The following is a 24,645-nucleotide window of genomic DNA, read 5'->3' on the forward strand; positions in this document are numbered from 1 at the left end:
ATGCCTTAATATTTATAGTAAACATCGACATCGAGCTCAGCACGCAATTTAGCTAAGGTTTCAGCTTGCTGAGTGAGTAATGAATAAAGCGCCATTTTGTCTTTTAATTGTAATTGGCTATAGGGTTGATATGTGGTATTTGACAGTTGATATGGCTGCATTATTTGGTTAATCAGCTGTTCATTTTGCTGTATTTTATCCAGTGTTTCTGGCTTGATAAAAGGTTTAAGAACCCCAACTATTTTTTTTGCTCCCTCTAAATTAGCGGCAATATCAGTTAAATCAGACAAACTGTAGATATTTTCTTTACCACCCAATTTTGTTTCTAAGATCATTTCAATAAAATCAGCCGAGGCTTGCACAAGCTTGGGTATTTCGATGGTTTCAGTTGCTACTCGTTTATGCAAATCACGCCCTTTGAGTAATAGCTCTTGGTTTGCCGCTAACGCAAGTTTGGCATCCTTTTGCATAAATAGCTGGTACTCAACAAGATGAAACCCCGTAAAGCGGTAATCTGTTTCTTTATCGAGGAAATAATCGGCTCTTGGGTTAATTGTCCTATCCGTATTACCAAACAAAATAATAATCGGGCGCACTGTTTCATAGTACTGGTGAGCTTGAATATATGCTGTTTGAGCTTGTTGCAGCTTCCCTTGCTGTAAATTCTGTTGCAACAATTCCAATTGTGTGACCATTTCTGCCAATTGATTAGTGGCAAAGGTTAAATAGGTTTGGATTGCATGTTGATATTTTTCTGGAGTGGGTATATCACCTTTAGCAATAATGATGTTGTCCCCTGTTTGCACAGGGGATCTTAGTGCTTTACTTTGAACCAAAGTAGGAATGGCAACACTGAGTATTAAGCTAAAAGACATCCATTTGATATTCCGCCTCAGTGAGCTAGACATTTTTTTTGCTCCGAGCAAACAATGGGATCACAATAGCCCAATAAAGGACAAAGGTAATGACGCTGAGCCAAATCGGTTGTGAACGGTAGGCAAAGAAAGAAGAGATAAAATTGCCAGCAATACCAGAATCATCGAGAAATGCGGTTGTATCCCAAGCGGGATAAATTAAAAACTCAGGGATAGCGAAATCATATTCAATCAGTAAGTTAGCACTTTCTTCTACACCTTTAAGTAAGAGAGATAGTGCGAGGAATAATAAAATAACCCCTGTAACTTTAAAGAAGATAGACCACGAAATTAAGCGATTTGTTAGTAGGAAAACATAAAGTGTAAGAGCTGCAATCGCAATTCCACCACCGACCTCGATAAAGAAAGTCGAGGCATTAGATGTGGTTAGCGACATAATAAAGCTAGATAGGAAGACGACGATTTCACTCCCTTCGCGGGCAATGGCAATAGCAATAATCAATGCGGCTCCCCACCAGTTATGGTGGGCGGCATTACGGCTTATTCCTGATTCAATTTCGGATTTCATTGAACTTCCATGTTTGTTCATCCAATACACCATTTGGACAATCAGGACACAGGCGAGTAACTCCATAAAAATCATAAATAGTGATTGCCCAGTGTCATCAAGGACATTGAATACACCATAAATGAGAAGCGCCAATAAGATTGAGGTTATAACCCCGATAGCGACACCAGCCCACAGGTATTTCATACCATTATGTGCGTCAGGGTGACGTTTAATCCACGCATAAATAATGCCAATGACAAGTAGCGCTTCAAAGCTTTCACGCCAAACAACAAACAGAACTTGTCCCATGCTAAATCCTTTTATTTCGCAATGATCTCGCCTTTGGGGTGAGAAAGGTGGAAGTCATCAAAAAAAGTGTACGTACCAGGTTTCAGTGGTGCGATTACCACTACTGAGCTTGCACCCGGCGCTAAAACTTTTTCTTTTCTTAATTGAATGCTTTCAAACTCTGCGGGTTCAGTACCTGTGTTGGTAATTTTAATGCGGATAATCGTTTTTGCAGGAACTTCAAGAACTCGCGGGATGAGATCACCATTTTTCATTTCTAATTCGACAGTATATTTTTCTGCAGCAAATGAAGATAAGGGAACTATTGTACAAGTGATAACCAGTAAAAAGCTCAGTAATGTTTTCATTTTGGCTTGGTTTATCCTTTAATAACGACAAACAAAAAAGGGCTTACGCAAGATAACTCCCTTGGCTAAGCCCTTATCTAATTTTAATAAAAAAATTAGTAACTACCTTTACGGCCAACACCTGCGTAGTCAAAGTCCCAAGAGACTTCGAAAGGTTGGAACCAAGGGGCTACACCTGTTTCTTTATCAATATGGCGCCCAAAGGCAACTTCTTTATTGTGTGATGGCGGGTAAATTTTATAGGTGACGCGGTATTTACCATTGCCATCTAATTTAATGTTTTCCCCATAATGAGGGCCATCACTCGCCACCATAGGCATAAATGTGCCTGTTTGAGTTTGTGGTTTATCACCGAGTTTAGTCACTGAATACTCAATGGTCAGGTAAGGGATCCAATCGCCTTCTGCAAAGCCATTTGGGTTATCTTCAACAGCGTGAATATCTGCTTCTAAGTGGACATCTGCTTTATCTGCAGCTAAGTGAGACATCGCATGATGGCCTTCTTCGGTATCCATTGTAATGGGCTGTAAATAAACACCTTGGATTTCCATTCCGTTTTTGATCACAGGGTGACCGAGAGGGTACTCTTGAGCTAATGCTGAGATTGAAAACAACGCGAGACCTGAAACAGCAGCTTTATAGGCGAGTTTCATTATTTTTGTCCTTACCATAAGTGATATAGAGTAGTAATGATAATCATTACTATTAATAAAAAACAAGTGATAATTTCTGATAAGTTGACAACGCGTTGCTGAGAATGATTATTTTTATATAAAAATCTATGTGTTAGAAAAAGTTATTATTCTTCAAAAAATAACTTGCTAATAGTGTGCTCTATTAGGCAGTTTATTATTATCTACGTGATATATTTTGAATGTAGATATTCATGACAAATGAGTTTTTCATCAATTTTGTTGAAACTAAAGGTATAGCCATGCAACGACGTTATCTTGATTGTTCAGCTTCAGAAATCGCAAAATTCAATAAAAAGAATCTATTAGAATCAATTAAAGCCAGTGAAGGGCGAATATTGGTTTCTGAAACCATTGGTACAATTCAGCCTGTATTAATGACCGTAACGAATGCTGAATTAGCTGCAAGCCAAGGTGCCGATATCCTGTTGCTGAATGTTTTTGATGTTAATCAACCGACTATGCAAGGCCTGCCCGAAGGGATTGAACCCGAAGAAATCATTCGAACGCTTAAGCGTTTAACGGGGAGAGCAATAGGCGTTAATTTAGAGCCCGTACCTGAGGGATTTAATAATCCAACACAGGATGCGCAGTGGAAAATGTCAGAAGGGCGGTTAGCAACAGTAAAAAATGCCCTTAAGTTAAAAGAAATGGGTGCTGACATTATTGTTTTAACGGGAAACCCTGGAAATGGAGTCACTAATCAGGAAATTAACCAGAGTCTTAAAGAGCTTAAAGCTGTTGTTGGCGAAGATATTGTGCTTATTACAGGGAAAATGCACGCAGCAGGGGTTTTGAATGCCTCGGCTGAGCAACTCATAACAGAAGATGATATTCGTACCTTTATTAACAGTGGTGCAGATATCATTTTGCTTCCGGCTCCAGGAACGGTCCCCGGAATCTCGTTAGAATTTGTGCAAAAAATGGTGGGTTATTGCCATTCCCAAGGAGTGATGACAATGACAGCGATTGGGACTTCTCAAGAAGGCGCAGATTTACAAACTATTCGGCAAATAGCATTAATGTGTAAAATGGCCGGGACAGATTTACATCATATTGGTGATTCAGGATATAACGGAATTGCATTACCTGAGAATATTTTAAATTATAGTATTGTGATCCGAGGGGTTAGGCACACTTACTCACGTATTGCTCGTTCAATTAATCGCTGATTGGCGTTTTTAGGTGGTTTTTACAAAATGATTTGTGAAAATCACCGACTAAAAGCAAGATTTGTTTCTATCTACTCTAGATTTAAATTCATATTATTTTCGATAAAAATTTATACAATTCCCTCAATTCTTCAGGTAAAATTTCGCCCATTTTTCTAAAACAATATTTATAACACAATAAAAGAAGTGAGTTATGTCGCAAAATACTAATCCGGTACCAAAAATTGGTTTCGTTTCTCTCGGCTGCCCGAAAAACCTAGTTGATTCAGAACGCATTTTAACTGAATTACGCACTGATGGTTATCAAGTGGTTCCAAGCTATGATAATGCTGACTTAGTCATTGTGAATACTTGTGGATTTATCGACAGTGCAGTGCAGGAATCATTAGAAGCGATTGGGGAAGCACTGAATGAAAATGGTAAAGTGATTGTGACAGGATGCCTTGGTGCGAAAGAAAACCAAATTCGTGAAGTACATCCAAAAGTTTTAGAAATCACTGGCCCACATAGCTATGAGCAGGTACTTAACCATGTTCACCACTATGTACCGAAGCCTGAACATGACCCTTTCTTGAGTTTAGTCCCTGAGCAAGGGGTAAAATTGACACCAAAGCATTATGCGTATTTAAAAATTTCCGAAGGGTGTAATCATCGTTGTACTTTCTGCATTATTCCTTCAATGCGAGGGGACTTAGATAGCCGTCCAATCGGGGATGTGTTAAATGAAGCTAAGCGTCTGGTCGCTTCAGGAGTCAAAGAGTTACTGGTTATTTCCCAAGATACTTCTGCATATGGTGTTGATGTTAAAAATAAAACGGGTTTTTGGGATGGTCAGCCTGTAAAAACTAGCATGGTGGGGTTATGCGAACAACTTGCTTCAATGGGCGTATGGGTGCGTTTACATTATGTTTACCCTTATCCACATGTTGATGATGTTATCCCGTTGATGGCAGAAGGTAAAATTTTACCTTACTTAGATATTCCATTACAGCATGCAAGTCCGAAAATTTTAAAATTAATGAAACGCCCCGGTGCCGTTGAAAGAACACTTGAGCGGATTAAACGTTGGCGTGAAATTTGCCCTGAACTCACCTTACGTTCAACATTTATTGTTGGATTTCCCGGTGAGACAGAAGAAGATTTCCAAATGCTATTAGATTTCTTATTGGAAGCTAAGTTGGACCGAGTCGGCTGTTTTAAATATAGCCCTGTCGAGGGAGCGAAAGCGAATGAACTAGCAGATCAAGTTCCTGAGGAAATAAAAGAAGATCGTTATCATCGTTTTATGCAATTACAACAGCAAATTTCTACACAGCGATTACAAGATAAAATTGGTAAAGAAATTTTAGTCATTATTGATGAAGTTGATGATGAAGGTGCTATTGGTCGTAGTATGGCTGATGCACCAGAAATTGATGGTATGGTTTATCTCAATGGTGAATTTGAGGTTAGCGTTGGGGATATAGTGAAAGTATTAGTTGAGCATGCAGATGAATATGATCTGTGGGGAAATATTGTTACTGCTTAATTTAATAAAAGCGTTCTAGAAGTGTATATGGCTAACTTAGATAGATTCAGTTAGCCATTTTCTTTTTTACCACATTGATTTACTACTTTTAATTATAAAAAATTGATGTGGATCAATGGTTGTAAACCTATCAATTAATAACTTGATCTAGAATATAATAATTAAATGGCAAATTGACATAATCAGATAACTCTTATCGAAGAATAAGGATAACTATGTCAACTCATTTAATATTTCCAACTACAACACCTGTAAAAGAAAGTATTTATAATTCAGGTAATTATGAATATATCGTAGAGCTTGCTCATACAACCATTGAGAGCGGATTAGCCTCATTACATGATAATAATATTCGCAGTTCTCTACTGAGCACTGATGGGAAAACGCTTTGGCTCAGTCATGAGCTTGATGGTAACTTTGAGATAGCAAATTTACTATCTGATAATTTAACTTATGGGGCTCAGCTTAGGTTGTATGCAGAGCCAATTGAATTACATGGAATTTTTTATTACTTAGCACCAGTGTATTCACATACTGGTGAGCCTGTACTCGTTGTTGTTTTATCTTCAACTAAGAATAGTTGCAATATTTTGTTTGCACTTACGCAATCCTTAGCAAGGGAAGTGAGTGAAAAATTGAAATTTCGCTATTACGAACAAGGTGTTTTTAAGGTAGATAAGGACGAACAACGGTTCGCTAACTTAGATATTCATTCAGTTGAGAAAGCTTTGATTATTGAAGTTGCACAAGCTTGCAAAGGTAAAATTCAAAAAATGCATAAAGTCCTTGATATGGGACGGACAACATTATGGCGCAAGCTAAAGCAGTACGAAATTAACATTAAGGACTACAAATAGCTCTCCTATATGCTCTGAATGGTAAAAAATAGTGCTTTCGCGTGTTTTTCGAACAGCTACAAAACATAAAAACAGCGAAGCGCGAAATATTTACCAACATTTTGAACGTTTGAACGACAGCCGATAGATAAATAAAGCGTAATCTATCTACTTGTATCGTTACTTGATGTATTGAGAAAAGAAAATGAAAACGATGCTTATTATGCTTGGATACGGTAAGGAGGTATGTCGTTTGTAGCCTTATTTTTTTAGTTTTATGAGAGAGAAAGTTCGTTGATAAAGGTTATTGTTTTACTAAAAAAGTAGTGAGATATGGGGAGGGTAAATAATACTTTAATAACTAAAAAAAATGTAATTTTATTTTGTGATTATTAGTGGTTATTATTACCATCTGAATTATTAATTTACTTAGGTTTTTAATCCATAACAGAGTGGTGTTGTTTTTATCACTTATAAAAATAAGTTATTATTTCAAAATTAACAGAATATTAATCTATATTTATCTAAATTATAGTACCTTTAGGTATTTTTCATATAGTTAATTTCTGATGGCTTAGAATCAAGCCATCAGAAATAATAACGCTATAAGAAGGTAAACATAGCATATAGATTAAATATATCTAGGATAGGTATTAATATATTCGTATTCTTGAATAAGTTGTGGTAGTGATTTTATTCCTAATTTTGTATAAATATTAGAGCGATGTACCTCTACAGTTCTTGGTGATAATGACAGTTTTTCTGCGGTTTCTTTACTGGTATTACCTTCTAATATCATATCCATAATTTCTCTTTCTCTAACCGAAAGACGATTAAATTTATCAGAGAGATGAGTATATTTTTTATGCTTCTCATGCATACTTAAAAATAATTCCATTGCGTTGCTAATGGAATTTGATATTTCGATGTCCTTGAAAGGAAAGGGAAAAAAATCAAAGGCTCCAGCTTTAAAGCTTTCTCGACATAGACTGATAGAAGGCTCTTCGGCAAGCACAATGAATGGAACAATACCAAATGAATTATTTATATTGTTTAATCGATTAATACGATTTTCATCATTGTTTAAGAATAATAAAATACATTCCTTTACATTACCCTCATTAGGATAAGTATAATTACTCATAAACACTTCTTCGTTATTATAAAATCTAAAGATAAAACCAAAAGATTCCATCATTAATTTCAGTTTATTCTTAAAGACATTATCACTTTCTACGATTACGTGAATGGTGTTATTCATCACCATACTCCTGTTGAACTGATTTGATATTCATACTAATCTGATAAAATACGTAGATAAATAAAGTGAAATTTAAATTCCACAATAATATTTTCTACTGATCGTTGTTTTTTTTATTAATGTAATACTGACCTTAATTTATATTAAAAACATCATCTAGTTAAATTTAATATAAAAATAGAAACAATAGTTAAAGTTTGTGTCATTGGGTAATATTCGATTAATGACGTGTAACATTTTAGGTGATTTTACTTATTAAATGTGTTTTTATCATAAAGTGATAGACAGAAATATTGCTAAAGCTAATCAATAATATCTTAAATCATTAGTCATAAAAAGTCTTAGATGTACACTTATGTTGTTTTTTGAGGTGATAGCTCTTAACTTGTGAATTGACGAAGATTAAGTACTTTTTATATCTATCATGTTAAAATTAATACTTACCTAGTTTTGATGAGTGAATATACTTAATGGCTTCTTTAAAAGACGTAGCTCGACTTGCAAATGTTTCATTGATGACTGTATCAAGGGCAATTAATAGCCCTGAATTACTAAAGCCTGAAACCTTGAAACAAGTCCAACAAGCTATTGAGTCACTCAATTATGTCCCTGATTTTTCAGCGCGAAAGATCAGAGGGAAAAGCTCTAGGGTTTCGACAGTTGGTGTTTTGGCCCTCGATACAGCAACTACCCCTTTTTCTGTAGAAATCATTCTTTCAATAGAACAAACCGCGAGGCAATTCGGCTGGAGTAGCTTTGTAGTTAATATTACATCTAGCGAAGATAGTGAAAGAGCTGTCCGACAATTATTATCTCAGCGGCCAGATGGTATTATTTATACTACGATGGGGCTTCGAGAAGTAGCGATTCCAGAAACATTACATAATAATCGTTTGGTTCTTGCTAATTGCATAGATAAAAATGGGCAGTTCCCTGCTTATGTGCCAGATGATTTTAATGGTCAATTTAATGCAGTAAAACGCTTAATAGAGAAAGGATATCGAAATCCTCTTTGTCTTTATATTCCGCAAGAGACACTCGCTGGAAAAATGCGCCGTGAAGCGGTGGAGTCTGCGTGGGCAAGTGCTGACTTACCGCTAGCATCACTTCAGCAACACCATTTAGAGTTAGGCGATGAGCATTATTTAGATGTTATAGCTTTAATTAATAGTCATTTTAAGAATAAAAAACCGAATTTTGATGTCATTATTTGTGGAAATGACCGTATAGCATTTTTAGCTTACCAAGTACTACTTAGCCGTGGCTTACGTATTCCACAAGATATCGCAGTACTTGGCTATGATAATATGATAGGTGTCGGGGAACTATTTTATCCTCCATTAAGTACGGTTGTGTTACCGCACTATCAATTAGGCCAACAAGCCGCTTTACACATCATAGAAGAACGGCAGCAAAATAGTGTTGAATATGTTGCTTGCGACTTGTTAGAACGTAATTCTTTTTAACCTTGCAGAGAAAAGCAAATCTAGTAGCTTGCTATTCAATGGATTTTTTGATCTCCCAATAAATCGCTTTTTCGAGCTTTGCTTGCTGATTTATTGCAAATAATCTTAAGTCCCGCTCACTTTGATGGGGGTAGATTCGACAACTAAAATTGAGTTCACCATCATTAATAAATACTTCCAAGCTAGAGTGATCGATAAAAGCATTTATTTTAAGTTGATGACCTTCAGGTATTGGCGCACAACGACTATCACTAATTGTATATTCAGGGTAATGACGCATTAAGGTTAATTGCTGACTTTGGTTATCAATGTAAAACTGTACGCCGTATCCTACCCAAAAGCCGAATTTTTCAGCAGGGCTTTGCTGTAAGTCCCAGATAAGTTCTATTTCACAACTTGTCGCATTCTCATTCAGTATGATTGTGCTGTTTTTAGCTAGTGTTGTTGCGGGAAAATGGCTTGCGGACTGACGTAATGTTTTCAATTCCTCTATAGGTTTAGCGACAATTTTACCTTGTTCATTCAGTGTTAGCTCTCTAGGTAAAGTAAAACATCCTGACCACCCATGTTTTTGTGTGGGCATATGGCTTTCCCACATATCCATCCAAGCGATAGCGATACGGCGGCCATCTTTAGCTAAAAAGGTTTGAGGTGCGTAAAAGTCTTGGCCGAAATCAAGTTCTGTAAATGCATGTGAAATTTTATAAGATGAATTAGGAGACCAATTACCAACCAAATAACCATTTTGAAATAGATTTCGATACTGATAATTTTTTGCCTTTTTTCCTTGAGGTGAAAAGAGGGCAACAAATTGTTCGCCTAATGGAAAGAAATCAGGACATTCCCACATATAAACATTATCGTCGTCAGTTTTTGCCAGAACTTGGTAGTTTTGATCCCAATTTAATAAGTCTGTACTCTTAAATAAAAGTATTTGTCCTTGATCTTGGGAGTCTCTTGCGCCGACGACCATCCACCATTTTCCATCTTGTCGCCAAACTTTAGGATCTCGAAAGTGCATATAACCATCGGGTGCAGAAAGCACAACACCTTTCTTTTCGAAATGAATACCATCTTCACTGATTGCAACACATTGTGATTGGATGATTTGACTATCATCACCTGGATTTGCTAACCAGATGTGGCCCGTGTAGAACAGATATAATTTATTATCGTAACTAATTGCAGATCCTGAGAAACAACCATCTCGGTCATAGTCTTCACTAGGTGCTAACGCAATTGCCTGATGTTCCCAATGTACCATATCTGTACTTGTTGCATGCCCCCAATGCATGGGGCCCCAAATCGCACTAAATGGATGATGTTGATAAAAAGCATGGTATTGGCCTTGATGATAGATCAAACCATTAGGGTCATTCATCCAGCCTGCATAAGGGGCAAGGTGGTATTGTGGGTAAAACTGCAAGTCCATATTTTTCCTTGCTGTTTTGATGGCTTCGTTGGCTAGTTCAAGTTGTTTTTTCATTATGGCTTCCTGAATGTTTTTCGATCGCAATAACAAAATAAGCACATGAAATTCAATAATAGGTGCGTTTATTTGCTGGTTTCTTTATACTCAATGTTAACGTTAACAGTTTGCGTTTACTAGTTTTATTTTTATGAGTTGGTAATGTGCTAGCTATGAATAAGAATGAAGGTTAAAGATATAAAACTCGCAAAGGAGACATAATGAAAGTTTGGGCATTAGGGGATGCTGTCATTGATTTAATCCCCCTTCAAAACATGCAATATGAAGCTTGTGCTGGTGGAGCACCTGTGAATGTTGCCGCGGGTGTTGCACGCTTAGGGCAAAACAGTGGTTTTATTGGGCGAGTCGGCGAAGAAGCTTTTGGGCATTTTATGCAGAAAACCCTATTTGATATAGGGGTTGATACTAGTGCGATGGAGTTTGATGAAAAGTATAAAACAAGTACTGTTCTCGTCTCGTTACACGAAAATGGAGAACGTGAATTTTCTTTTTTAGTTTCTCCTTCGGCCGACCAATTTTTAACGATAAATAATTTACCGCAATTTGGTAATGATATTTTGCATTTTTGTTCATTAGCTCTGGTGCACCATCAATGCAGAGCATCACTATCGACAGCTATCGAACAACTCAAGCTCGCTGGCGGATTACTGAGCTTTGATATTAACATTCGTCCGCAAATGTGGCCAGATCCCGACGAAATGCACCAAATTGTTGATAATTTTGCAAAACAAGCAGATATTTTAAAACTTTCGGATGATGAATTGCTGTGGTTAACGCAAGAAAGTCGTTTTGAGAATGCTATAGCTAAATTGCAAAATTACCCTGCTCAATTAAAAATTGTGACTCAAGGTGCTAAAGGCTGTCAGGTGTTCACCCCCTTAGTTCAAATAGCCGTAAGTGCTTATTTAGTTGAAAGTATTGATACTACTGGTGCAGGTGATGCATTTATGGCAGGGTTATTGGCGGCCATCTCACAATATGGGCTAGTCAACGAAAAAGAGGGATTGATGAAGGTCATCTCGCAAGCTACGGCTTGTGGTGCACTAGCGACAACTAAAAAAGGCGCTATCGCTGCGGCTCCGACACAACAGGAATTATTTGTATTTATGCAGCAGCAACCGCCATTACATCAACGCGATGTTTTTTGATGAGAATATATGTGTATTGAGCAACTAAAAGGTAGCGATATAGTTACCTTTTAGTTTAAGAATACTTGATATAATTCAAATTATATTATGGTGGTGGCAAGTTTTATTTTTTGCATTTTGGCGTATGATAAGTAGCTAATATTATTTAATCAGATTTTATTGTGGATAAATCATGTTGCTTCGCTCGGGAGTAGCTCTTGCTATTTTTTCCTATATCCTATGGGGAATAACACCATTATTTTATCGTTTACTTCCCGGTGCGGAACCTTTAGAGCTACTTGCAGAACGTCTTATCTGGTCTGTGCCTATACTTTTTCTTGTTCGCTTAATTATCAAAAATAAATCTTTATGGCGTGAGGTATGGTCTGACAAACAGTCGATAATCCTGTGTTTATTTAGTTCGTCGGTTATGGCGATATCTTGGACTACATTTACTTATGCATTAACCCACGGGCAGGTGTTAGCTGCTAGTCTTGGCTATTTTATTAACCCATTATTTTCTATTTTACTTGGTGTTTTGTTCCTTCGCGAACGGCTTGTTTTTGCAGAAAAAATGGCTGTTATTTTTATTTGTGCGGGGGTCGGTTACCAAATTTGGCAGTATGGTGAATTACCTATTTTAGCGTTAGTAATGGGGAGTGCTTTTGCAGTCTATGGGTTAATCCGTAAATTTATTCGATTTGATGTGATTACGTCTTTATTTCTAGAAGCACTTTGGCTGCTTCCCATTGCAATAGCGATCACTTGGTGGTTAGCATCTCATGGTCTAAGTGCCGTGACGCAAGGGGATTGGCAAATTAAAGTTCTTTATATGTTAGCGGCGCCTGTCACGATAATTCCTTTGCTTTTTTTTACCGCAGCGATTAAACGGACATCATTAACGGTGATTGGTTTAGCGCAATATATAGAACCAACAATTCAATTTTTATTGGCCGTATTTTTATTTAATGAGCTCTTTGATTGGGTCAAAGGTATTAGTTTTTCACTTATTTGGATTGGTTTAATGTTTTGTGTATTAGCTATTTTACGCAAACAGTATATTAAATTTTCTCACAAAGAACCCTTTATTACTGGGCGCGATAAAACACCATTAGATTAAATAATAATTATTATTATCAATCGATTATGAAATTTTTTTTTATAGTGTTTTTTCCTTGATAGTAAAAGCAAACGATTGCGTATATAATTGGTATCAACTTTTTGTCGGTAAGGTCATCAATCATGAATCAATTAGGTACTGCGCTGTGTAAATCTGCAACAAAAGTCATGCTGTTAGGTGCTGGAGAGTTAGGCAAAGAAGTTGCGATTGAATGTCAACGATTGGGCATCGAAGTTATTGCGGTTGATCGCTATGATAATGCGCCAGCGATGCATATTGCACACCGCAGTTATACGATAAACATGCTTGATGGCGAAGCGCTGAAACAAATAGTCTCACGGGAAAAACCTGATATTATCGTGCCTGAAATTGAAGCAATTGCGACACAGGTATTGATGGAGCTTGAACAGCAAGGACAAAAAGTGGTTCCGTCTGCGAAAGCCATTGTACTTACTATGGATAGAGAAGGGATCCGTCGTTTAGCGGCAGAAGAGTTGAAATTGCCAACATCAGAGTATCAATTTGTAGACAGTAACCCCGATTTTATTGCAGCGGCAGAAAAAATTGGGTTTCCCTGTATTGTTAAGCCTGTGATGAGTTCATCAGGAAAGGGACAAAGTGTGATCCGCTCTCGAGCAGAATTAGATCAGGCTTGGGATTATTCCCAGCAAGGTGGGCGAGCAGGGCAGGGGCGTGTAATTGTTGAAAAAATGGTTAATTTTGATTTTGAAATTACATTGTTAACAGTCAGTGCAGTGGATGGTATTCACTTTTGTGCGCCTATAGGTCACCGACAAGAAAAAGGGGATTACCGTGAGTCTTGGCAGCCGCAGTACATGAGTGAGGCTGCGTTGAAAAAAGCGCAAGACATTGCCAAGAAAATTGTAACCTCTCTAGGAGGTTATGGAATATTTGGTGTTGAATTATTCGTATGTGGTGACGATATCATTTTTAATGAGGTTTCGCCTCGTCCCCATGATACGGGGATGGTGACGCTTATTTCGCAGAGTTTATCTGAATTTGCATTACATGTTCGTGCATTTCTTGGTTTCCCAATTGGCGTGATCCGTCAATATGGGCCGAGTGCTTCAGCGGTTATTTTACCTAATTTACAAAGCCAAAATGTGGTTTTTTCAAATATTGGTGCTGCTTTGGGGTCTGACACCCAATTACGGTTATTTGGTAAACCTGAAATTGCAGGAACTCGTCGGTTAGGTGTGGCTTTGGCGATTGCGGATTCTATTGAAAATGCATTAGATATGGCTAAGAAAACCGCGAATACAGTGTGTGTTTCTGGTTGATCTTGATGAATTTTGCGCTCAATGACTCTAAGTGAGTGAGCGCTTGTATACTTTAATTTTAACTTTGAGATTATCTTCATATAAGACTTTATTTACCTTTATTCCTAGTTTCACTGAAATAGATATCCGCTATCTTTAATTAAGCGAGTATTTAATAGAGCAAAGTTGATGAGCTTAGCGTCTTATCACTTAGTAGGCATAAAAGTAGAATAAGGAAAGTTATGATGATTCATTATGTAGTTGGTTTAATGTCATTAGGATTAATATCTTTTTTATCAACAGCGCAAAATCTTGAACAACAATTCAGTTTATGGGTAGAGAACGAAAAAGATAAAATCGAGTGTTTTGAGCAACAATCTTCATTTAAGTATTGCTTAGGTAAATCATCGAATAAAGGCTTAGCTGTTTTTGATCAGAAAGGACAAGAGATTTATCAACTTTACTATTTTGATAATTGGCCTGATGAAGCGCAAGACGGGGTATATCGAATTCGCAAAGAAAATAAAATTGGTTTTGCAGACGCAATTACTGGGGAAATCGTGGTTGATGCAATTTATGATTGCGCGTATCCCTTTGAAGCAGGGAAAGCGAAAGTCGGTATCGGATGTGAAACGCAAACAGATGGTGAACACAGTTGGTGGGTTGGTGGTAAATGGACAACAATTACACGCCAATAGCACATAGATATTATAAAGCTTCAGATAACCTAACTTTGAGATTTCACGTTATTAGTGAACTTTGTTTACAATAAATTTCATTTTATTCATATGAGTTACATTTTTTAACTTATTGAAAATAAATCAGAATTGTTATATGGATCACATTTTTGACCTCATATTCCCTTCCTAAAAACCATTTAAAGTAAAAAACAAACCGCTTAATTCTATATGGCACCACTTAGCATAACTTTAGTCATTTGCTGAGTGTAATTTCATACCATATACACCATGGCAGAGCTCAATTTTTTAATTCAATACAGTTCAACCACTGCCAATTAAAAAACCATCAACGATAAATGATAAGCAACGAAAATACAGCGATATCGTTTTTTAAGATGGTTAATACAAAATCAATGGCATGTTCGTTTTACCTCAGAAGGGTGTTCTATGAACAAAAATGGTATTTTAAAGCACATTCCGTGGATGATCCTCGGGATAATCGGTGCAGTCTGTTTAGGGGTTGTTGCACTCAGACGCGGTGAGCACATTAGTGCGCTGTGGATTGTCGTCGCTTCTGTGGCGGTGTATCTCATCGCATATCGTTATTACAGCTTATATATTGCTAAGAAAGTGATGAAGCTGGACGAAACACGTGCGACCCCAGCCGTCATTAATAATGATGGTTTAAACTATGTTCCGACAAATAAAAATGTTCTATTTGGTCACCACTTTGCCGCTATTGCAGGGGCTGGGCCATTAGTCGGACCCGTTCTTGCGGCGCAAGTAGGCTATTTACCCGGTACCTTATGGTTACTAGCTGGGGTTGTGTTAGCTGGTGCGGTGCAAGATTTCATGGTGTTATTTATTTCATCACGCCGTAATGGTGCATCATTAGGGGAAATTGTTAAAGAGGAGCTTGGCCCGATTCCGGGAACGCTGGCGCTCTTTGGGTGCTTCCTAATCATGATCATTATCCTTGCTGTATTAGCATTGATTGTGGTGAAAGCCTTGGCAGAAAGCCCATGGGGTGTCTTTACCGTTGTCTCAACAGTGCCTATCGCATTGTTTATGGGGATATATATGCGATATATCCGGCCGGGGCGCGTAGGTGAAGTTTCTGTTATCGGTATTGTTCTGTTAGTTGCTTCCATTTGGTTTGGTGGTGTGATTGCTCATGACCCATACTGGGGTCCAGCACTGACATTCAAAGACACGACGATCACTTATGCGTTAGTCGGTTATGCGTTTGTTTCAGCATTATTACCTGTATGGTTAATTTTAGCGCCTCGTGACTATTTAGCGACCTTCCTGAAAATTGGGGTTATTGTTGGTTTAGCGATTGGTATCGTTATTCTAAACCCTGAATTAAAAATGCCAGCTGTCACCCAATTTGTTGATGGCTCCGGTCCTGTTTGGAAAGGTACTCTATTCCCATTCTTATTTATTACCATTGCTTGTGGTGCGGTATCCGGCTTCCATGCGCTTATTTCTTCAGGGACAACACCTAAGTTATTAGCAAACGAAAAAGATGCGCGTTACATCGGTTATGGTGCAATGTTAATGGAGTCATTTGTTGCGATTATGGCACTGGTAGCGGCTTCTATTATCGAACCAGGCTTGTATTTTGCAATGAATACACCACCTGCGGCGTTAGGTATTACTATGCCTAACTTACATGAACTGGGTGGTCCAGATGGCGCAGCTATCATGGCTCAGCTCAAAGATGTGTCTGTTCATGCAGCCGCTACAGTGAGTTCATGGGGCTTTGTGATTTCACCTGAGCAAATCATGCAAACAGCGAAAGATATTGGTGAGCCGTCGGTGTTAAACCGTGCAGGTGGTGCGCCGACATTAGCGGTAGGTATTGCGTATGTTTTCCATGAAATCATGCCTGCGGCAAATATGGGCTTCTGGTATCACTTTGGTATTCTGTTTGAAGCGCTGTTTATCTTAACCGCATTGGATGCAGGAACCCGTTCTGGCCGCTTTATGCTGCAAGATTTATTAGGTAACTTTGTTCCGTTCTTGAAGAAAACCGATTCACTGGTTGCGGGTATCATCGGTACAGCGGGATGTGTTGGGTTATGGGGTTACTTATTGTATCAAGGCGTTGTTGACCCACTGGGCGGTGTTAAGAGCTTATGGCCTCTGTTCGGTATCTCGAACCAAATGTTAGCAGCGGTTGCTTTAGTCTTAAGTACAGTTGTATTGATTAAGATGAAACGCAGTAAATACATTATGGTGACTGTCTTACCTGCAGTATGGCTATTAATCTGTACAACTTGGGCATTAGGACTGAAATTATTCAGTGATAACCCACAACTGGAAGGGTTCCTATACTTAGCTAAATCTTATAAAGATAAGATTGCGGCAGGTGGTGCAGAGTTAACTGCACAAGAAATTACTAATATGAATCACATTATTATTAATAACTACACCAACGCTGGGCTGAGTATTCTATTCTTAGTGGTTGTTTACGGTATCATTTTCTACGGTATCCGCGTTGGGATGAAAGCACACAAAAACCCAGAGCGTACAGACAAAGAAACACCTTATGTTCCTGTACCTAAAGAGGGCGTGAAAGTTTCATCTTCACATTAAGTCACCCTTCAACGGATTTGAACATCGAAAGGTGTTCAATAAATGAAAGGTCGCCCTACATTATGTGCTCATGATGTAGGGCATTTGTATTGGAGAGGCTGATGTTTGGAAATCTTGGCAAAACAGGAAAATACCTCGGGCAAGCCGCACGTATGTTAATTGGTATTCCTGATTATGATACTTATGTGCAGCATATGAGTGATAACCATCCAGACAAACCTGTGATGACATATAAAGAATTTTTTCGCGAAAGACAAGATGCACGGTATGGTGGTAGTGGTAAAGGCGGATTTCGCTGCTGTTAATCAATGAAGTGTGAGGGCAATAATGAAACCTATTAGCGTAACAATTTTAACCGGTTTTCTCGGTGCAGGTAAAACGACTCTCCTTAGCCATATTCTTCATGCTGAGCATGGCCATAAAATCGCAGTGATTGAAAATGAGTTTGGTGAAGTCCCCATTGATAACGCAATAATTGGTGATCGTGCGACACAAATTACGACATTAAGTAATGGGTGTATTTGTTGTAGTCGTTCGAATGAATTAGAAAATGCCTTATTAGATCTATTAGATGGCCTTGATAGTGGAAAATTAGACTTTGACCGTCTGCTCATTGAATGCACTGGCATGGCAGATCCCGGGCCGATCACTCAAACCTTTTTTTCCCATGAAGTCCTCTGCGAACGTTATGTATTAGATGGTATTATTACCTTAGTGGATGCTGTTCACGCTGATAAACAATTAAATGATTTCGCCATCGCTCAAGCGCAAATTGGCTATGCAGACCGGATTTTATTGACCAAAACCGATATTGAGCCAAATAATGAAGCTTTAATTGAACGTTTACAACGAATTAATGCAAGGGCGCCGATTTACTCAGTCATTCACGGTGATATTGACCTCAGTATGTTATTAGATATCGACGGTTTTTTATTGGATTCACAATTAAATGTTAAACAACCGACATTCCGTTTCGCCCCTAAACAACAAAATGAAGTAGGCTCGATTGTTCTCGAATTTAATTACCCTGTTGAACTGATGGCGGTTTCTCAGGTAATGGAAGAATTATTACTTGGCTTTGCAGATAATTTACTGCGCTATAAAGGGATCCTTTCCATTGTGAATGAGCCAAAACGCTTATTATTCCAAGGTGTTCAGCGTCTTTATAGTGCGGATTGGGATAGAGACTGGGAAGTTGATGAACAACGCCGCAGTGTATTAGTGTTTATTGGTATTGACCTACCAGAAGAGATGATCCGCGAAAAATTCGCAGCCCTAGAAGTTAATTCAAAATAGAACAATTCAAAAAAAAGAATTTCAAAAAAAGAAATTCAAAGTCATTAGCGGCGTAGCAAGGCGGCAAAAGAGCCAATCCCTAGGAGCATACACAAGTATGTGACTAGGGTTGGCGAATGCAGCCAACAACGCTACGGTGTTAAGGACGAAGAATTAGCGGCGTAGCAAGGCGGCAAAAAGCCAACCCCTAGGTGCATACAAAATATGTAACTAGGGTTGGCGAATGTAGCTAACAACACTGCGGCGTTAAGGACGCGCTTTAGCGGCCATAATTTCAATAATCTGCACGTCAGTATGTCTCATAGAACCCGCAGCTAAAGAACATAAATTGGCAATGGACTGGTCGACATCATCAGAAACAATACCATCCGACCCTCTGACACAGCTATTATCTAATGCCATTAGCACGGCTTTATAAGCGGCACTCGCACTGGTTGACACCTTCATTGCACAACTGTTTGATGCACCATCACAAATCATACCACTAACATCACCAATCATACTGGAAATTGCCATTGCGACGACTTCATAGCGGGATTCTAGTAACCAAGCGATGCCTGCAGCAGCCCCCATAGCTGCTGTTGTCGCAGCACATAGTGCCGATAACGCAGGAAGCTGGTTGTGAATATAAATAGCCATTAAGTGTGACAACATTAAGGCTCGAGCCAGTTGCTCTTCAGAAGATTGCAAATAATCTGCAGTGACAACCACCGGCATGGTTGCTGCAATACCTTGGTTACCTGACCCTGAATTACTCATTGCGGGCAACACAGCCCCTCCCATGCGTGCATCAGAAGCCGCGGAGGTACGGATCATAATTTCTGACATTAAGTCTTTTGAAAGCAAACCACGGTCTCGCTGGGTTTGTAATGTTTTGCCGATATGTAAGCCATAAACATTGCGTAAACCTTCTTGAGATAAGGCTTCGTTTAAATGCGCGGCTTCAAGAATAAAACGAATATCCTCTAAAGGCGCTTCGGTGGCAAATTGATACACAGACTTAGCAGTGACTGGCGGTAGTGGGACGTCAGCTGCGCAGTCAACTGGAGATTCATGGTGAGGTTGAGCCGTTGTGGCATCAAATACGGTGTGATTGTTATGAATAATTTTAACAATATTCGTATGTGACCCCGCAATGATGACGGTTGCGGATTCTGTTTGGGTATAGACCGTGGCTTCGGAGTAGATAACATCGTCGCAAGGGTGCTTAATATCAACGGTAATAGCCCCTTGTGCTAACATAGTTTTACTTAATGCAATGGCATCCGCAGATGCTGATTTTAATACTTCTAAACCTGCTTCAGCATCACCGCCAACTGCGCCAAGGGCTGCAGCAATGGGTAGACCAACCATTCCTGTTCCGGGTACGGTTACGCCCATACCATTTTTCATGAGGTTAGGGGAAACGAAAGCACAGACTCGGGTCACTTTGCCATCAAGAAATGAAGCCGCTTTGGCGGCAGCATATGCTAATGAAATTGGCTCAGTACAACCTAAGGCAGGCTTTACTTCTTGCTTTACTGCGTTGATAAAATATTGCCAAAGTAGTGGTTGTGATTGAGCATGCATGGCAAGTCCCCTTAATAAAATCTTTTTTGATTTTATTATTTTAAACAACAGTCTGGAGAAAAACTTCACTAAGTTAGGGGATTTAAAGAGAGTGGAGAGAAATATTATCTCTAATTTGAATTATAAAAATGAAAAATTTCTAACTTTGAGCTTAGTCACAAAAGTCCTGCCTATAATATTCGGCAGGACTGAGTGATAACTGCACAGATTAGCTTTCTACATCAAGACGCTTACTTTGCCACTTACGTGAACGCCAGCGCCATGCATTGGTTAAGCCGCGCAACCATTCATCAGCAAAGAAACCTAGCCAAATACCTAAGAGACCCATCTCCATTTTTATGCCTAAGAAGTAGCCTAATGGGATAGCGACGCCCCACATAAAAATAATAGCGGTACACAGAGGAAAGCGGGCATCGCCAGAGGCACGCAAGGCATTTACCATCACGATATTAATTGTTCTGCCGGGCTCTAAGAACACCGAAAGTAAAAATAATGGCAGCAGTACCTTAATAATACCTTGGTCATCAGTAATATTATTTAAGATAGGATCACGGAATAACCAAAAGGCAATAACGACACCAATTGTTACGTAAAAACCCATTTTAAGGCTTTTTACACCGCGCCTAAAGGCATCTTCAAAGCGTTTTGCTCCAACAAGGTGGCCAACCATAATTTCATTACCAATACTGATAGAGATCCCGAACAGCATGATAAACAATGATAATTGGAAATAGAGCGTTTGTGCCGCAAGAGACGTTTCCCCCATGAGACCGATAAACGCAGATGCGGTCATAAAATGGAGGATCCACACAAGATTTTCCCCCGCAGAGGGTAATCCAATATGTAAAATCTTACCCAACATTTTCCGTGACCAGTGTATTAACATCATTGGGACAAATTTAATTCTCAGCCCATAAAACAGTAGGCAGAAAAGTAAAATAACGGCAACAATACGCCCAACGACTGTTGACCAAGCAACGCCTTCAAGGCCGTATTGTGGTAAGCCGAAGAAACCATAAAGCACAATGATATTACCAAATACTGTAATCACATTAGCGATTAATGTGACCCACATTGCGGGTTGCGCTTTACCATAAACCCGCAAGCATGCCGCTAAAATAATTGAAATCGCTTCAGGGATTAAACAAATCCCTAGAATACGTAAATAAGTATAACCATCAGCCATTAAATGCGATGGCATATTCATAATAGTTAGAATGCTATAGCCAAAAAATAACGCAACTAATGCGCTGGAAAAACCAAGAATAAAGTTAAACGCGATTGAAATATGAATTGCTTGGCTGGCTTTTTCTCGGCGGCCTGCCCCTAGGTATTGGGCTATAACAACGCTACACCCCACACTGATAAAGTTAAAAATAGTGATAAATAGGTCAAACACTTGGTTTCCCACCCCCATAGCAGCAAGGTAGGCTGTAGACACGTGACTAACCATGTAGGTATTAATTAATAATGTGGCCAAATGAAGAAAAATATCGATAAAAATTGGCCAGCTGAGCGAAAAGAGTGACCGCTCAGTCACATCGGATTGATGCATTGAGAACCTTTATATATTCATGAATGATAGGGAAAGCTTTCTGATGGGCTAATTCTACATGGATTTCAACAATGAAAATAGGGTTAAAATGCGTCTGATTTAATTAGGCTAATGTTTTGTTTACTTTTAATTATTCTGTTAAATTCAATTTCGCTATAAATAATTTAATAAGCAACATCAGAACTGTATAGGAGCAAAAATGACAAAAATTAAAGCAGCAATAGTGGGCTACGGTAACATTGGTCGCTATGCACTAGAAGCTGTTCTGGCCTCTGAGGATTTTGAGTTAGTCGGGGTAGTTCGTCGCAATACGCAAGATATTCCTGCTGAGCTTTCTGGATATAAAGTGGTTGATGATATTGAAAAACTTGGGAAAGTGGATGTTGCACTCTTGTGTTCACCAACGCGTGCTATCGGCCCATTAGCAGCTAAAGTTTTGAGCCTCGGTATTAATACGGTTGATAGTTTTGACGTGCATTCAGATATTGTGGCGCTAAAACACAGCTTAGATGACGTTGCGAAACAGCATAATAGCGTGGCGGTTGTTTCTGCCGGATGGGATCCTGGCTCGGATTCGATTATGCGTACATTGATGCTAGCAATGGCACCAAAAGGGGTAACTTATACGAATTTTGGTCCAGGGATGAGTATGGGACACAGTGTGGCCGCTAAAGCTATCAATGGCGTAAAAGATGCCCTTTCTGTCACAATTCCATTAGGAACAGGGGTTCATCGTCGTATGGTTTATGTTGAATTAGACGGTGGCGCTAAGTTCGATGAGGTGGCTCAAGCGATTAAAGCAGACAGCTACTTTTCTTCTGATGAAACACATATTCGTCAGGTGGATAGCATTGATGCATTAAAAGATGTTGGGCACGGTGTGCACATGACTCATAAAGGGGTTTCAGGGGCAACACATAACCAGTTGTTCGAATATTCAATGCGCATTAATAACCCTGCACTGACTTCTCAATTTATGGTTTCTGCCGCACGAGCGACGATGAAACAAGCAGCAGGCGCATATACAGTGATTGAAATTCCACCAGTGAATTTCTTACAAGGTGATTTAGATACGCTGATCGCCAAACTGGTTTAATTAAATTTAATCTATCTGTGGCATGACATTTATTCGTTCATGCCATCTTGTCGATATTTCTTACACTTTACCTCGCTTTGAACCTGCCATTCAGACTTTAGCCACTGTTTATTTTTTGTGTGATCAAGTAGCTTATTAATAAAGTGATATTGGTGAGATGGAGTGAGCTAATGGTAAAACCACCAAGGAATGGGAAAGATAAAAACCAAGGTTTTTTCCCAGAACAATCTTCAGTAAAAAGTGTGAAGGAGAACCCGCATTCTTTCAGTATTATTCGTGCTTTTTCTAAAATAATAAACTACGGTTTTTCATTGTTTTATGTTGGTTTTATTCTATCTGTATGGTTTTTTCCTGAATACTATACGGTAGAAATTATTTATAACCTGACGTTGATCCTGATTTTTGAATTTATTTTAGTTCACTCGGGCGTCTTTATGGCGGTATTTCGTGATTGGCGAGTATTAACGTTATTTGCTCTTTTCTATGGTCTTTTTGCACTGGCCATCAATATGTCAGTATTAGGTGATTCCCCATTAATTTTATATTTATACAGTGCCACTGTTGCCAATCGAATGCTTTTTGGTTTAACCAGCCGAACAGAGCAAGAACGTTCAGAAAATATGGGCTATTCAGCATTAATGGCACTCAATTTTATGTTCTGTATTTTCTCGGTGTTAATTTTATCTTTCCTCGTGCCTTATGGCGGATTAACGCCTGAATATTTAAGGTCGATTGACTATTATTCGAGTATTTCTAGCGGTGGTGAATTCCCGGAGAAACCCCATGTGGCTTTTGCCTTTGGCGTGCTCTACTTTGGTATGCCTATATTTATGGCTTGTCTAACACATTTCTTATGCAAAGGGCATTCTATTTACCAGAAAAAGGGAAGTAACTTTCGTGGCTAGAAAGATAAAAAAACGCCTACCGAAGTAGGCGCCTGGTGTTGGCAAAATATAAAGTAAAAAAACTAACGTGTAATTGATTTAAATTTTTGTGTGGTGGCGGTTAATGCTACTTCTGTTGGTAAACGTTCCATTGAGCTGGCACCATAGAAACCATGGCAATCAGGGCAGTTGGCTAAAATATATTCAGCATCTTCAGGGGTGGCTATTGGGCCACCGTGGCACAGAACAATCACATCTTCGCGTACTGATTTTGCCGCTTTTGCCCATTCATTGATTAGTGGAACGCAATCTTTGAGCGTCAGGGCGGTTTCTGCTCCAATATTCCCCCCAGTCGTTAGCCCCATATGTGGCACAATAATGTCGGCACCAGCTTTAGTCATCGCAATGGCATCTTCAGCGCTAAAAACGTAAGGCGTAGTGAGCAAATCTTTCTCATGAGCGAGACGGATCATCTCAACTTCTAACCCATAACCCATTCCGGTTTCTTCTAAGTTGGCGCGGAAATTGCCATCAATTAAGCCGACGGTAGGGAAATTTTGCACTCCTGCAAAACCTGTTGCTTTGATATCATCAAGGAATTTATCGAATTGGCAGAATGGGTCTGTTCCATTCACACCCGCAAGGACAGGAGTATGTTTTACTACGGGTAAAACCTCTTTTGCCATATCCATAACGATTTCATTCGCATTGCCATAGGCTAATAAGCCTGCAAGTGAACCTCTACCTGCCATGCGGTAACGGCCTGAGTTATAGATAACGATTAAATCGATACCGCCCGCTTCTTCACATTTAGCAGATAGCCCTGTTCCTGCGCCACCACCGATGATTGGTTCTCCCCGAGCAATCATGTCTCTAAATTTTTTTAATAAATCTGCGCGGTTATGTTTCATA

Annotated in this window: 22 protein-coding genes; 13 read left to right on the top strand and 9 right to left on the bottom strand. The window is 38.9% G+C overall.

The genetic code is table 11. The features are described from left to right. Positions 1–5: 5 nt before the first annotated feature. From P3L40_RS05925 to P3L40_RS05940, 4 genes are all read right to left on the bottom strand, one after another. A complete protein-coding gene (locus P3L40_RS05925; RefSeq protein ID WP_136133965.1) occupies positions 6–908 on the bottom strand; it encodes an EfeM/EfeO family lipoprotein in 903 nt (300 codons plus the stop codon). After that, positions 901–1,734, bottom strand: a complete 834-nt coding sequence (locus P3L40_RS05930; protein WP_210853412.1) for an FTR1 family protein — start codon at positions 1,732–1,734, stop codon at positions 901–903. Before P3L40_RS05930 ends, P3L40_RS05925 begins: the two co-directional genes overlap by 8 nt. Positions 1,735–1,745: 11 nt before the next feature. Next, positions 1,746–2,081: a cupredoxin domain-containing protein gene (locus P3L40_RS05935; protein ID WP_004260622.1), complete on the bottom strand. Its 336-nt coding sequence runs from the start codon at positions 2,079–2,081 to the stop codon at positions 1,746–1,748. Between the two features lie 95 nt (positions 2,082–2,176). Further along, positions 2,177–2,734, bottom strand: coding sequence for an iron transporter (locus P3L40_RS05940; RefSeq protein ID WP_094960937.1), 558 nt, complete (start codon positions 2,732–2,734; stop codon positions 2,177–2,179). Positions 2,735–3,015: 281 nt separating this feature from the next. Between P3L40_RS05940 and P3L40_RS05945 the strand changes: the two genes are divergently transcribed. From P3L40_RS05945 to P3L40_RS05955, 3 genes are all read left to right on the top strand, one after another. After that, positions 3,016–3,945 carry a haloacid dehalogenase-like hydrolase gene (locus P3L40_RS05945; RefSeq protein WP_136133967.1) on the top strand — a complete coding sequence of 310 codons (930 nt, stop codon included), beginning with the start codon at positions 3,016–3,018 and terminating at the stop codon, positions 3,943–3,945. 193 nt (positions 3,946–4,138) lie between these two features. Then, on the top strand, positions 4,139–5,473 hold the full coding sequence (gene rimO, locus P3L40_RS05950) for a 30S ribosomal protein S12 methylthiotransferase RimO (protein ID WP_004260618.1): 1,335 nt from the start codon (positions 4,139–4,141) through the stop codon (positions 5,471–5,473). Between the two features lie 215 nt (positions 5,474–5,688). After that, positions 5,689–6,330: a helix-turn-helix domain-containing protein gene (locus tag P3L40_RS05955; protein WP_136133968.1), complete on the top strand. Its 642-nt coding sequence runs from the start codon at positions 5,689–5,691 to the stop codon at positions 6,328–6,330. A 610-nt stretch (positions 6,331–6,940) separates the two neighbouring features. On the opposite strand, the gene P3L40_RS05960 is transcribed toward P3L40_RS05955, so the two are convergent. Continuing rightward, positions 6,941–7,570 carry a response regulator transcription factor gene (locus tag P3L40_RS05960; protein WP_110592276.1) on the bottom strand — a complete coding sequence of 210 codons (630 nt, stop codon included), beginning with the start codon at positions 7,568–7,570 and terminating at the stop codon, positions 6,941–6,943. Between the two features lie 470 nt (positions 7,571–8,040). Between P3L40_RS05960 and P3L40_RS05965 the strand changes: the two genes are divergently transcribed. Next, complete coding sequence (locus P3L40_RS05965) at positions 8,041–9,036, top strand: LacI family DNA-binding transcriptional regulator (RefSeq protein ID WP_004260608.1); 996 nt, start codon at positions 8,041–8,043, stop codon at positions 9,034–9,036. A 31-nt stretch (positions 9,037–9,067) separates the two neighbouring features. Here the strand turns inward: P3L40_RS05965 and P3L40_RS05970 are convergent, their stop codons facing one another. Further along, on the bottom strand, positions 9,068–10,522 hold the full coding sequence (locus P3L40_RS05970; RefSeq protein WP_094960940.1) for a glycoside hydrolase family 32 protein: 1,455 nt from the start codon (positions 10,520–10,522) through the stop codon (positions 9,068–9,070). Positions 10,523–10,725: 203 nt separating this feature from the next. On the opposite strand from P3L40_RS05970, the gene P3L40_RS05975 reads away from it, so the two are divergent. The 7 genes from P3L40_RS05975 to yjiA all read left to right on the top strand — a co-directional run bounded on the left by P3L40_RS05975 (position 10,726) and on the right by yjiA (position 18,629). Beyond that, the gene (locus P3L40_RS05975; RefSeq protein WP_210853414.1) at positions 10,726–11,673 is read left to right on the top strand and encodes an aminoimidazole riboside kinase; all 948 of its coding nucleotides are present in this window, start codon (positions 10,726–10,728) and stop codon (positions 11,671–11,673) included. 172 nt (positions 11,674–11,845) lie between these two features. Beyond that, on the top strand, positions 11,846–12,772 hold the full coding sequence (gene rarD / locus P3L40_RS05980) for an EamA family transporter RarD (protein ID WP_004260597.1): 927 nt from the start codon (positions 11,846–11,848) through the stop codon (positions 12,770–12,772). A 122-nt stretch (positions 12,773–12,894) separates the two neighbouring features. After that, positions 12,895–14,073, top strand: coding sequence for a formate-dependent phosphoribosylglycinamide formyltransferase (gene purT, locus P3L40_RS05985; protein ID WP_004260593.1), 1,179 nt, complete (start codon positions 12,895–12,897; stop codon positions 14,071–14,073). Between the two features lie 221 nt (positions 14,074–14,294). Next, complete coding sequence (locus P3L40_RS05990) at positions 14,295–14,750, top strand: hypothetical protein (protein WP_004260591.1); 456 nt, start codon at positions 14,295–14,297, stop codon at positions 14,748–14,750. A 429-nt stretch (positions 14,751–15,179) separates the two neighbouring features. After that, positions 15,180–17,333 (top strand): carbon starvation CstA family protein, encoded by a 2,154-nt coding sequence (locus P3L40_RS05995; RefSeq protein WP_004260588.1) that lies wholly within the window; start codon positions 15,180–15,182, stop codon positions 17,331–17,333. A gap of 101 nt (positions 17,334–17,434) precedes the next feature. Then, the gene (locus tag P3L40_RS06000; protein WP_004260586.1) at positions 17,435–17,638 is read left to right on the top strand and encodes a YbdD/YjiX family protein; all 204 of its coding nucleotides are present in this window, start codon (positions 17,435–17,437) and stop codon (positions 17,636–17,638) included. A gap of 22 nt (positions 17,639–17,660) precedes the next feature. Then, complete coding sequence (gene yjiA, locus P3L40_RS06005; RefSeq protein ID WP_181488499.1) at positions 17,661–18,629, top strand: GTPase; 969 nt, start codon at positions 17,661–17,663, stop codon at positions 18,627–18,629. 246 nt (positions 18,630–18,875) lie between these two features. On the opposite strand, the gene P3L40_RS06010 is transcribed toward yjiA, so the two are convergent. Together P3L40_RS06010 and P3L40_RS06015 are read right to left on the bottom strand one after the other, a co-directional pair. Beyond that, complete coding sequence (locus P3L40_RS06010) at positions 18,876–20,198, bottom strand: serine dehydratase subunit alpha family protein (protein ID WP_136133971.1); 1,323 nt, start codon at positions 20,196–20,198, stop codon at positions 18,876–18,878. A 208-nt stretch (positions 20,199–20,406) separates the two neighbouring features. Next, entirely contained in the window at positions 20,407–21,753 is a 1,347-nt protein-coding gene (locus P3L40_RS06015) for an MATE family efflux transporter (protein ID WP_004260574.1), read from the bottom strand. 199 nt (positions 21,754–21,952) lie between these two features. Here P3L40_RS06015 and P3L40_RS06020 point away from each other — a divergent pair, with 199 nt between their 5' ends. Both P3L40_RS06020 and P3L40_RS06025 read left to right on the top strand, forming a co-directional pair. Next, positions 21,953–22,849 carry a diaminopimelate dehydrogenase gene (locus P3L40_RS06020; protein WP_196725290.1) on the top strand — a complete coding sequence of 299 codons (897 nt, stop codon included), beginning with the start codon at positions 21,953–21,955 and terminating at the stop codon, positions 22,847–22,849. Positions 22,850–23,019: 170 nt separating this feature from the next. Then, positions 23,020–23,754: a hypothetical protein gene (locus P3L40_RS06025; RefSeq protein WP_004260570.1), complete on the top strand. Its 735-nt coding sequence runs from the start codon at positions 23,020–23,022 to the stop codon at positions 23,752–23,754. A gap of 62 nt (positions 23,755–23,816) precedes the next feature. On the opposite strand, the gene P3L40_RS06030 is transcribed toward P3L40_RS06025, so the two are convergent. Then, a complete protein-coding gene (locus tag P3L40_RS06030) occupies positions 23,817–24,644 on the bottom strand; it encodes a phosphoenolpyruvate hydrolase family protein (protein ID WP_004260569.1) in 828 nt (275 codons plus the stop codon). Position 24,645 lies beyond the last annotated feature (1 nt).

Origin of the sequence: Providencia sp. PROV040 (genome assembly GCF_032706145.1) — a bacterium.
GTDB classification, from domain to species: Bacteria; Pseudomonadota; Gammaproteobacteria; order Enterobacterales; family Enterobacteriaceae; genus Providencia; species Providencia hangzhouensis.

What these genes read in the sequence shown, in the direction of transcription:
- P3L40_RS05925 (WP_136133965.1), bottom strand. Translation starts at nt 908, where the DNA reads ATGTCTAGCTCACTGAGGCGGAATATCAAATGGATGTCTTTTAGCTTA.
- P3L40_RS05930 (WP_210853412.1), bottom strand. Translation starts at nt 1,734, where the DNA reads ATGGGACAAGTTCTGTTTGTTGTTTGGCGTGAAAGCTTTGAAGCGCTA.
- P3L40_RS05935 (WP_004260622.1), bottom strand. Translation starts at nt 2,081, where the DNA reads ATGAAAACATTACTGAGCTTTTTACTGGTTATCACTTGTACAATAGTT.
- P3L40_RS05940 (WP_094960937.1), bottom strand. Translation starts at nt 2,734, where the DNA reads ATGAAACTCGCCTATAAAGCTGCTGTTTCAGGTCTCGCGTTGTTTTCA.
- P3L40_RS05945 (WP_136133967.1), top strand. Translation starts at nt 3,016, where the DNA reads ATGCAACGACGTTATCTTGATTGTTCAGCTTCAGAAATCGCAAAATTC.
- rimO (WP_004260618.1), top strand. Translation starts at nt 4,139, where the DNA reads ATGTCGCAAAATACTAATCCGGTACCAAAAATTGGTTTCGTTTCTCTC.
- P3L40_RS05955 (WP_136133968.1), top strand. Translation starts at nt 5,689, where the DNA reads ATGTCAACTCATTTAATATTTCCAACTACAACACCTGTAAAAGAAAGT.
- P3L40_RS05960 (WP_110592276.1), bottom strand. Translation starts at nt 7,570, where the DNA reads ATGAATAACACCATTCACGTAATCGTAGAAAGTGATAATGTCTTTAAG.
- P3L40_RS05965 (WP_004260608.1), top strand. Translation starts at nt 8,041, where the DNA reads ATGGCTTCTTTAAAAGACGTAGCTCGACTTGCAAATGTTTCATTGATG.
- P3L40_RS05970 (WP_094960940.1), bottom strand. Translation starts at nt 10,522, where the DNA reads ATGAAAAAACAACTTGAACTAGCCAACGAAGCCATCAAAACAGCAAGG.
- P3L40_RS05975 (WP_210853414.1), top strand. Translation starts at nt 10,726, where the DNA reads ATGAAAGTTTGGGCATTAGGGGATGCTGTCATTGATTTAATCCCCCTT.
- rarD (WP_004260597.1), top strand. Translation starts at nt 11,846, where the DNA reads ATGTTGCTTCGCTCGGGAGTAGCTCTTGCTATTTTTTCCTATATCCTA.
- purT (WP_004260593.1), top strand. Translation starts at nt 12,895, where the DNA reads ATGAATCAATTAGGTACTGCGCTGTGTAAATCTGCAACAAAAGTCATG.
- P3L40_RS05990 (WP_004260591.1), top strand. Translation starts at nt 14,295, where the DNA reads ATGATGATTCATTATGTAGTTGGTTTAATGTCATTAGGATTAATATCT.
- P3L40_RS05995 (WP_004260588.1), top strand. Translation starts at nt 15,180, where the DNA reads ATGAACAAAAATGGTATTTTAAAGCACATTCCGTGGATGATCCTCGGG.
- P3L40_RS06000 (WP_004260586.1), top strand. Translation starts at nt 17,435, where the DNA reads ATGTTTGGAAATCTTGGCAAAACAGGAAAATACCTCGGGCAAGCCGCA.
- yjiA (WP_181488499.1), top strand. Translation starts at nt 17,661, where the DNA reads ATGAAACCTATTAGCGTAACAATTTTAACCGGTTTTCTCGGTGCAGGT.
- P3L40_RS06010 (WP_136133971.1), bottom strand. Translation starts at nt 20,198, where the DNA reads ATGCATGCTCAATCACAACCACTACTTTGGCAATATTTTATCAACGCA.
- P3L40_RS06015 (WP_004260574.1), bottom strand. Translation starts at nt 21,753, where the DNA reads ATGCATCAATCCGATGTGACTGAGCGGTCACTCTTTTCGCTCAGCTGG.
- P3L40_RS06020 (WP_196725290.1), top strand. Translation starts at nt 21,953, where the DNA reads ATGACAAAAATTAAAGCAGCAATAGTGGGCTACGGTAACATTGGTCGC.
- P3L40_RS06025 (WP_004260570.1), top strand. Translation starts at nt 23,020, where the DNA reads ATGGTAAAACCACCAAGGAATGGGAAAGATAAAAACCAAGGTTTTTTC.
- P3L40_RS06030 (WP_004260569.1), bottom strand. Translation starts at nt 24,644, where the DNA reads ATGAAACATAACCGCGCAGATTTATTAAAAAAATTTAGAGACATGATT.